Below are 3,221 nucleotides of genomic sequence, written 5' to 3' on the forward strand. Positions count from 1 at the left end.
TCCCGGCGTCCTGGATGGCTTCCTTGACGCCCTGTGCCGCCGCTTGGACATGGGTCAGAGTCCCGAACTCCTCTGGAGCCATATCCCGTGTATACGCCGTGCCCACGGTGAAACCTTTTTCTCCAGTCTTGTTCTCTTCGCTGGGTTCTTTCACAAAAATCGTAGCATGGGGGCTCATCAATCCTTCAGTCCCTCCCGACCAGATAATGGGTACCTTTTTCGCTAGCTCATTTATGGAGAGACCGGATTTCTCCGAGATCAGCAGTTGAAAACACTGGGTAGCCAACGCCCGGGTATAGTCGTTCACCCCGCCGTTTCCCTCAGTCTTTCCCAAAATGGCAACTACATGTTGGGCTTTGAACGTACCGGCTTCGATCAACTTTCGCGCTTCTGATACGTCATCCGGCCCGCCCATACTCACCTTGAATGCCTTTACGTTCATATACCGTCAGCTCCATTTAAAGGACATTTCTCCATGGCACCTATCCCGGTCAGGCGGATCATCTGATCCTTGAGTTTAGAACTGTTGTGGCACGGCGTGATTCTCCACGACCTCATAGAGAGCTTGTCTTTCATCCAGGTCACATAATAGATTTAATGTAAACCCCGTCTCTTGAGGCAGGCACAAAGCCGATGGGGTTTCCCCCGTGGAGTTGCGGTCCATTACTCCACAGGGGGGAGAAGCGGAAGATCCACCCTTTGGTCGAACACGGGGATTCAAACTCCGTGTTCGATATAACTTGATTGCGTTTATGATCCACAGTTCACACAGATGACTGCTTTATAGCCACCGCTGATCCTAAGGTTAGTGCAGTCGATCAGCAAGCGCAACGACAGCCTGTGCCAAACATGCCATGGGCGCCCGCGTAATACCCGCTCCGATCTGACCTATGCCCGCCTTGTGATGTGCAATGCCAGTATTAATGATTGGGGCAATGCCAGAATCCACGCTTTTTCGGATATCGATGCCTGCCGGTGTTCCGCTGAAATCCATTACCGGCAAGGACAACGCATTATTCAGACCTAACGTGATCTGTGTCATCTCACGTGTATAGGCAAAGGCGTCCTGTACGGAGCCGCCGACGAATTTTACGATCGCAGGAGCGGTTGCCATCGCAAATCCGCCTAGACCCGCGGTCTCCGTGATAGCGCTATCACCCAGGTCGGGCGCAGCGTCCTCAATGCTGTAACCAGGAAAATAAAGGCCATTGACCTTAGGGGCCGGCGCTGTGAACCAACTATCCCCCGTCCCGCTAACGCGAATCCCAAACTCCACGCCGTTACGTGCCATCGCTGTAACCATACTGCTTCCTGGTTGGTCATGGGCCGCGTCCAGCATGGCCTTGCACGCAGCCATCGAAATATTCAGAAAGAAATGGTCATTGCCGGCAATAAATTCCACTGCGGCTGCAATCTGATCCCACGGAATATCGGTTTTGACCATTACAGGGACTAGCCGCTTAAGCAGAAGCGATGAGGCAGCAGCATTACGGTTATGGACTTCGTCTCCCATCTGGAGTGCCTGCGCTATCATGGGTTTGAGCTCGAGACCGCCCAACCTGTCTAAGGTTGATTTGAGTGCTGGCGCAAGATCTTTCCCCATCCATTTGAGTCGGTCTATGACGTCCGGACTATTCGCGCCCATTCGCAAGACTTTACCCAGCCCCTCGTTGAGGCTGCAGAATGCCTTATTGCCGTGAGTGGAATTTGTAACGATCCATACCGGCATGGACGGGCTGGTCACACCGGACATCGGACCAACAGCCGCATGATGATGGTTCGGCTCATAGGTAATTTCATTGCTGGCGGCCAATTCACTTGCCTCGTCGAGATCCTTTGCCCATCCTTCCAGTAGAATGGCCCCGGTGATCGCCCCTCGCATCGGGCCGCACATCTCTTCCCAGGAGACAGGGGGACCAGCGTGTAATATCATCCGTTCCCCCATATTGGGGATTACGGCCTTGGCGGCTCCTACACCTTCCAGGAGTGGTTGGGCCGCCAGGTAATTCTTGAATGCCCTCCGATTTGCCTCTTCGACCTCAGGCAGGTTCACGAGCCTGGCAAGTTTCAGACCAACCTCCCGATTCCCCTGCGCCGGCGGGCTCCACTCTATCTGTAAAACGGTGCCTCCCTCCCTTGCAACGACCTCGCCGAATGAAGTCAGCCCGACGTTTATCACCTGGAGGTCCTCTTTAAATAAACCTTTCATCTGCCTTCCTCTCCTCAGGCTTATAACAAGCTTCGTTCTATCGACCCCGCACCATTTCCGCAGCAAGGCGTACAGCCTGCGCATTGCTTTCGGTCAGGATCACACCTGCATACCGGAGCGCTGATTTTTGTCCGGACAAGCCTTGGGGATCTGAAGAGGTTCCACAAACCAACCCAACAAACACCAGTTGCCTACTCGCCCTTGCTGCAATTTTTCTTGCATTGTCGATTACTGGGATCATTTCGCAAGCTGGATCGGTATGCGAGCCGTAACCCAAAATAACGTCGAGAAGAATCACAGCCACCTCTGGATCGGCTGCTTCTCGTAGGATTCGTTCATTGCGGAAACGGTGGTCGATCATCGGATGCGGACGGCCGCGGGTGAATCGATCATCCCCAAGATCGATGAGCGTATGCTGTTTGCTCTGCCAGACATCGGTTAGAGCGAATCTGGGCTCCACGGGCGTATTTGTGTACACCGGCCCAACCAGATCATTAAGTTGGAGCACTGCTTCGGTGCTGAGCGTGCCACCACTATAGAGGCCACGGATGAATTTCTGCTCGGGTGAAAGCTTGGAGGCTGCGGAAGTTGCTTGGTTTTCATACTTTATGTCGACCTCACCATTATTTTCGGGATTTTTCCCTCGAGAAAGGGCAACAGCCATGTTGGCAGCTTCCTCGAGGATTCCCGCGGCAAAAACATTCGGCCTATTCACAGAGGCCGGATGACATCCCAGGAAGTTCATCACGACGGGTTTACCCACCCTGGTTACCCCCACGAGGCTACACTAAATTTATCATTATCTCCCTTCTTCTACCCAACAACGCAAAGCTTCACCAGCATTGTGTGGAAGCCGCTGTATTCTCAGTCGCCAATAATCAGCGAATAAGGCAAGATAGGCTGAAGTCACAGCATGTTTGGTAACCACAAAGCAACTCCGGGAAAGACGATTAAAACTATCAGGATCACAAGGTCACAACCAAGGAAGGGCAACGCAGCAAAATACACATCC

Annotated in this window: 3 protein-coding genes; all 3 read right to left on the bottom strand. The window is 53.0% G+C overall.

Annotation, left to right across the window (positions count from 1 at the left end; genetic code table 11):
• The coding region (locus O6929_01700) for a ring-opening amidohydrolase (protein MCZ6479110.1) at nucleotides 1-442 on the bottom strand (442 nt) is incomplete at its 3' end.
• A 363-nt stretch (nucleotides 443-805) separates the two neighbouring features.
• On the bottom strand, nucleotides 806-2,209 hold the full coding sequence (locus O6929_01705; protein ID MCZ6479111.1) for a DUF1116 domain-containing protein: 1,404 nt from the start codon (nucleotides 2,207-2,209) through the stop codon (nucleotides 806-808).
• A 37-nt stretch (nucleotides 2,210-2,246) separates the two neighbouring features.
• On the bottom strand, nucleotides 2,247-2,972 hold the full coding sequence (locus O6929_01710; protein MCZ6479112.1) for a hypothetical protein: 726 nt from the start codon (nucleotides 2,970-2,972) through the stop codon (nucleotides 2,247-2,249).
• Nucleotides 2,973-3,221 lie beyond the last annotated feature (249 nt).

This window comes from Candidatus Methylomirabilota bacterium (assembly GCA_027293415.1).
GTDB lineage: Bacteria > Methylomirabilota > Methylomirabilia > Methylomirabilales > CSP1-5 > CSP1-5.

What these genes read in the sequence shown, in the direction of transcription:
- O6929_01705 (MCZ6479111.1), bottom strand. Translation starts at nt 2,209, where the DNA reads ATGAAAGGTTTATTTAAAGAGGACCTCCAGGTGATAAACGTCGGGCTG.